A 5,864-nucleotide genomic window follows, 5' to 3' on the forward strand; every position below is an offset into this window, starting at 1 on the left:
GCGTATTGTCCTGGTCGTACACCGCGTAGGTGAGGTTCTCGACGTCGAACGAGATACCGAACCCGAAGGTCAGCATCAGCACCAAGGGACCGAGGATCGCAAAAGCGAGCCGCAGCCGGTCGCGCAGAATCTCCATCGTCTCGCGGCGGGCGTAGGCCCAGAGCCGCGCCGGGTTGAACCAGCGTTGCCTAGTGGTCGCCTCGCGCGGGGCGGCGACGCTGTCCTCTTCACCGTCATGTTGAACCCCAGTCGCCTCTTCCAGATAGGCGATGAAGGTCTGCTCCAGATCGGCCGCGCCGCGGCGCTCGACCAGTTCGTGCGGCGCGCCGACCGCCAGCACCTTGCCGGCGTGCATCAGCGAAATCCGATCGCAGCGCTCGGCCTCGTTCATGAAGTGGGTCGAGATGAAGATGGTGACGCCGTCCTGGCGCGACAGCCCGATCAGCATCCGCCAGAACGAATCCCGCGCCACCGGATCAACGCCGGAAGTCGGTTCGTCGAGAATCAGCACCTCGGGGCGATGGATCACCGCGACCGCAAGCTGCAACCGTTGGCGCAGACCGAGCGGCAGGCTGTCGGGCCGGGAGTCGGCAACATCGGCGAGATCGAACCGCGCCAGCATCTCGGCGACGCGATCGGGGATCTGCGCGCTCGGCAGTTCGAACAGTTGCGCGTGCAGCAGCAGGTTCTGCCGCACCGTCAGTTCGGAATACAGCGAGAAGCTTTGCGACATGTAGCCGACGCGCTTGCGGGTCGCCATGTCGGAGGCGTCGAGCACTTCACCGAACAGCCGCGCCTCGCCTTCGGTCGGCGTCAGCAGGCCGGTCAGCATCTTCATCGTGGTCGACTTGCCGCAGCCGTTGGAGCCGAGGAAGCCGAAGATCTCGCCGCGCTTGATCTGGAAGTTGACGTGGTCGACCGCGGTGAAGTCGCCGAACCGGCAGGTCAGGTTCTCCGCTTCGATCGCGTAGCCGTCTCCGCTGTTCGGCAACGGCGGCAGCACCACATCCGAATAGTTGGCGCGCATCTCGGCCGGCAGCAGCGCGATGAAGGCTGCATCCAGTGTGGGCTGCTTGGTCTGCGCCCGCAGTTCGGCCGGCGCACCGGCACCGATCACCTTGCCGTCGTTGAGAGCCGCGAGCCAATCGAACCGCTCGGCCTCCTCCATATAGGCGGTGGCGACCAGCACGCTCATCTGCGGCCGCCGCTTGCGGATGCGATCAATCAGTTCCCAGAACTGCCGGCGCGACAGCGGATCGACGCCCGTCGTCGGCTCGTCCAGGATCAGCAGATCGGGATCGTGGATCAGCGCGCAGCACAGCGACAGTTTCTGCTTCATGCCGCCGGACAGTTTGCCGGCAGGCCGATCGCCGAACGGCGACAGGCCGGTCGCGCGCAGCAATTCGGCGATGCGCGCCTTGCGTTCGGCCGTACCCTGGCCGAACAGCCGGCCGAAGAAATCGAGGTTCTCGAACACCGACAGCGTCGGATACAGATTGCGGCCGAGGCCCTGCGGCATATAGGCGATCCGCGCCGCACTGGCGGCGCGATGACGCGCGTCGCGCATGTCGCCGTCCAGCGCCAGCACGTCGCCGCTCTGGATCCGGCGTACGCCGGCGATCAGCGCCAGCATCGTCGATTTGCCGACGCCGTCGGGCCCGATCAGGCCGACCATCTTGCCGGCGGGTAATTCCAGCGTGACGTCGTCCAGAGCATGTATCGCGCCGTAGGCGTGAGTGACATGCGTGAGACGCGCGGCGAAGCCGGTCATTGCGGCAGCTTGACCTGCAGATTATCCGGCCATGGCTTGTCGCTGTCCGTGCGCAAATACGCCATCCCGCGCACGCCGGTCTTCACCTCGCGCTCGTATTTGCGCAGCAGGTCCGGAGGCAGCGTCAGCTTGACGCGGAACATCAGCTTTTCGCGCTCGTCCTTGGTTTCGACCGCCTTCGGCGTGAACTGCGCTTCGCTGGCCACGAAGGTGACCTTCGCCGGCACCACATATTGCGGGATCGCGTCGAGGATCAGCCGGGCGTCGGAGCCGTAGGCCAACGCGGCGGCGACGCTCGCCGGCACGAACACCGTCATGTAGACGTCGGTGAGGTCGACCAGCGTCAACACGCGGGAGCCGGCACCGAGCACTTCACCGGCCTGCGCCAGCTTGTACTGAATGCGGCCGCGGCGCGGGGCCTTCAGCTGCATATCGTCCAGCACCGTCTTGATCCGCGCCACTTCGGCGCGGGCGGCATCGATTGCAGCCGTGGCGTCGCTGAGGCTCGCCTTCGCGGCGATCAGCGCCGCGTCGGCGACGTTCTGCGCTGCCTGGCGCTGGTCGCGGATTTCGGCGGTGGAGAAGCCTTTTTCGAACAGCGCTTCGGCGCGGCCGAGCTGCTGAGCGGCGAGCTTCTGTTCGCTTTCCCGCTGCAGCACCATCGCTTCAGCGACCGCCTTGCTCTGCACGGCGCGGCGCTCCTGCGCTTCGGCAGCAAGCAGCTGAGCCTGAATGTCGGAGACGTCCATCTTCACCAGAAGCTGGCCCTTCTCGACCTCGTCGCCCTCCTTCACCAGAACTTCGGCGATCCGGCCCGCCAGCTTGGTGGCGATCTCGACCTGTTCGGATTCGAGCCGGCCGTTGGCCGAGGCAAAGCCCGCGGGCAGCCGCTTCGGCATCAGTTTCTGGATCAGCTTGTCGAATTTATCGTCGGCGTGAGCGGGAAGCGGGCCGGCCAAAATGCCGGCTCCGAGACACAGGGCGCTGAACAGCCGGACACCACGGCGGGTCGGGTGGAAGATCGTCATCATACGGCTCCGGAATCACGGACTGAACAGTGAGCGCCCCCGCCTCAGCTATCCCTCCGCTTGTTAAAGGCCAATTCCGCTTTGAAACGGATTGCCCGCGAAGCTCGTTCGCGGTATTGAACACAATTGTTCAAATCAGATCAAGTGTGTCCAAGATCGTGTCCAGCCCGGCGCAGCGACAGATCTACCTGGCGGCGATGCAATTATTCGCCGAGCGCGGCCTGACGCAGATCAGCGTAACCGATTTAGCCCAGGCGGCCGGTGTCGCGCGGGGCACAGTTTACAATAACCTTGGCGACCTCACCGGCCTGTTCGACCTGGTGGTTACCAATCTGGCCACCGAATTGAATCCCCGGCTGACCGTGGCGCTGGCGGAGTGTCATGAGCCGGTGCGGCGGCTCGCGACCTGGATGCGACTGTTGATCCGTCAGGCGCACGAAGAGCCACGGCTCGGCCGGTTCGTCTGCCGGTTCGGCATGAGTTCGACGACTCTGCGGGTGGTCTGGGACGGACGTCCGCTCGACGACCTTGCCACCGGACTGTCCCAACGCGGCCACAGCCTCGGTCCCGCGCAGATCGCCTCGGCTGCTAATTTCATCTCAGGCGCGATCCTGGGCGCCATTTTTACAAGTCTCGACGGCCACCGCACGTGGGTCGACGCGGCTGCCGAGACCGTGGAATGGGTGCTGGTGGGACTTGGCGTTTCGCGCGAAGAAGCCCGGAACCTGGCCGTCGGCGATCTTCCGCCACTGCCGGAGTGATCACAGCGGCGAGACGGCACGGCCCTTGCCGTTGAACTTACCGCCCACCGGTCTTATGCCTGGGCGATGCAGACATCCATTGATACGGCCCCGCCGCTGATGACCCGGTTCCGCTCCAGCGCGGCACCGCACAAGCCCGCGCCTTTCCTGCCGATGAGCCGGGCCGAGATGAATAAGCTCGGCTGGGATGCCTGCGACGTCGTGCTGGTGACTGGTGATGCCTATGTCGACCATCCGAGCTTCGGCATGGCGATCATCGGCCGCCTCCTCGAATCCCAGGGCTTCCGCGTCGGCATTATCTCACAGCCGGATTGGCAATCCGCCGAGCCGTTCAAAGCGCTTGGCAAGCCGCGCGTGTTCTTCGGCGTCACCGGCGGCAACATGGACTCGATGGTCAACCGCTACACGGCCGACCGAAGGCTGCGCCACGACGATGCATACACGCCGAACGGCGAAGGCGGCAAACGGCCGGACCGCTGCACGCTGGTCTATGCGCAACGCTGCCGCGAAGCGTTCAAAGACGTGCCGGTCATTCTTGGCGGCATCGAGGCCTCGCTGCGCCGGATCGCGCATTACGATTACTGGTCCGACAAGGTTCGGCGCTCGGTGCTGGCGGACGCCAAGGCCGATCTGCTGCTCTACGGCAATGCCGAGCGCGCGGTGGTCGAAGTCGCGCATCGATTAGCTGCCGGCGAAGCACCGCGCGAGCTAGACGACATCCGGGGCGTCGCGCTGTTCCGTCGCGTGCCGGACAACTACACGGAACTGCACGCCGACGACCTCGATGCCGCCGACGAAGGCGCGCGGCAGGTGCGCGGCGACGTGGTGATCCGGCTGCCGAGCTGTGAGCAGGTCGGGCAGGACAAGGAAGCCTATGCCCGCGCCTCGCGCGTGCTGCATCGGGAAAGCAATCCCGGCAATGCGCGACCGCTGGTCCAGCGCCATGGCGATCGCGACCTGTGGCTCAATCCGCCCCCGATCCCTCTGACCACCGAAGAGATGGACTCGGTCTACGACCTCCCCTACGCCCGCGCGCCGCATCCGTCCTACGGCAATGCCAAGATTCCGGCGTGGGACATGATCAAGAATTCGGTGACGATCATGCGCGGCTGCTTCGGCGGCTGCACCTTCTGTTCGATCACCGAGCACGAAGGCCGCATCATTCAGAGCCGGTCGGAAGCCTCGATCCTGCAGGAGATCGAGAAGATCCGCGACAAGACACCCGGCTTCACCGGCGTGATCTCCGACATCGGCGGCCCTACCGCCAACATGTACCGGATGGCGTGCAAGGACCCGACGATCGAGTCCTCGTGCCGTAAGCCATCCTGCGTGTTCCCGGATATCTGCCCGAACCTCAACACCTCGCACGACGACCTGATCCGGCTGTACCGCAAGGTGCGCGAGGTGAAGGGCATCAAGAAGGTGATGGTGGCGTCGGGCGTACGCTACGATCTGGCGGTGAAGAGCCCGGCCTACATCAAGGAGCTGGTGAGCCATCACGTCGGCGGTTACTTGAAGATCGCACCGGAGCACACCGAGCGCGGGCCGCTCGACAAAATGATGAAGCCGGGCATTGGCGCCTATCACCGCTTCAAGCAGATGTTCGAGGCCGCCGCCAAGCAGGCCGGCAAGCAGTACTATCTGATTCCGTATTTTATCGCGGCGCATCCCGGCACGACCGACGAGGACATGATGAACCTCGCGCTGTGGCTGAAGCGCAATCGCTACCGCGCCGACCAGGTGCAGACCTTCCTGCCGTCACCGATGGCGACTGCGACCGCGATGTATCACAGCGGCGTCAACCCGCTGCGCGGCGTCCGCCACGGCGCCAGCGAGCCGGTCGAGGCGATCAAGGGACTGAGGCAACGGAGGCTGCACAAGGCGTTCCTGCGCTATCACGATCCGGACAATTGGCCGGTGCTGCGCGAGGCGCTGAAAGCGATGGGCCGCGCCGACCTGATCGGCTCACGGCCGGATCAGCTGGTGCCGGCGCAGCAGCCGCCCGGCACCGGCAAGGCCGCCGGCACCCGCCGCCCGGTGCGCGGCGATGGACCGAAGCCACAGCGCTTCACCACCAAGGGCGTGCGGCTGGTGAAGTAACAGCCGTTACTCACTCGATCCTAGCTCAGAGGCTAGCGTCCTCGAGGGCTCTCACAACAACTACCACCTTATGGTGAGGAGGCGCGAAGCGCCGTCTCGAACCATGGGCCGCAGGCGACGCGGCTCCTCATCCTTCGAGACGCCCGGCCTCGCCGGGCTCCTCAGGATCTGTCCCTTATACACATCTGACGCCCCGACGAATTA

Annotated in this window: 4 protein-coding genes; 2 read left to right on the forward strand and 2 right to left on the reverse strand. The window is 65.3% G+C overall.

Annotation, left to right across the window (positions count from 1 at the left end; genetic code table 11):
• Window positions 1–1,771: ATP-binding cassette domain-containing protein (locus tag DYI24_RS19755; RefSeq protein ID WP_164573514.1), on the reverse strand; the 1,771-nt coding region annotated here is incomplete at its 3' end.
• Window positions 1,768–2,799 carry an HlyD family secretion protein gene (locus DYI24_RS19760; RefSeq protein WP_107357381.1) on the reverse strand — a complete coding sequence of 344 codons (1,032 nt, stop codon included), beginning with the start codon at window positions 2,797–2,799 and terminating at the stop codon, window positions 1,768–1,770. The genes DYI24_RS19760 and DYI24_RS19755, both read right to left, overlap by 4 nt.
• Before the next feature lie 146 nt (window positions 2,800–2,945).
• On the opposite strand from DYI24_RS19760, the gene DYI24_RS19765 reads away from it, so the two are divergent.
• On the forward strand, window positions 2,946–3,560 hold the full coding sequence (locus DYI24_RS19765; protein ID WP_349627604.1) for a TetR/AcrR family transcriptional regulator: 615 nt from the start codon (window positions 2,946–2,948) through the stop codon (window positions 3,558–3,560).
• Window positions 3,561–3,626: 66 nt separating this feature from the next.
• Complete coding sequence (locus DYI24_RS19770) at window positions 3,627–5,660, forward strand: YgiQ family radical SAM protein (RefSeq protein WP_164573515.1); 2,034 nt, start codon at window positions 3,627–3,629, stop codon at window positions 5,658–5,660.
• Window positions 5,661–5,864 lie beyond the last annotated feature (204 nt).

It is taken from the genome of Rhodopseudomonas sp. BR0C11 (assembly GCF_010820945.1).
Taxonomy (GTDB): Bacteria; Pseudomonadota; Alphaproteobacteria; order Rhizobiales; family Xanthobacteraceae; genus Rhodopseudomonas; species Rhodopseudomonas palustris_H.

Coding starts and splice junctions, on each gene's coding strand:
- DYI24_RS19760 (WP_107357381.1), bottom strand. CDS start 2,799: ATGACGATCTTCCACCCGACCCGCCGTGGTGTCCGGCTGTTCAGCGCC.
- DYI24_RS19770 (WP_164573515.1), top strand. CDS start 3,627: ATGCAGACATCCATTGATACGGCCCCGCCGCTGATGACCCGGTTCCGC.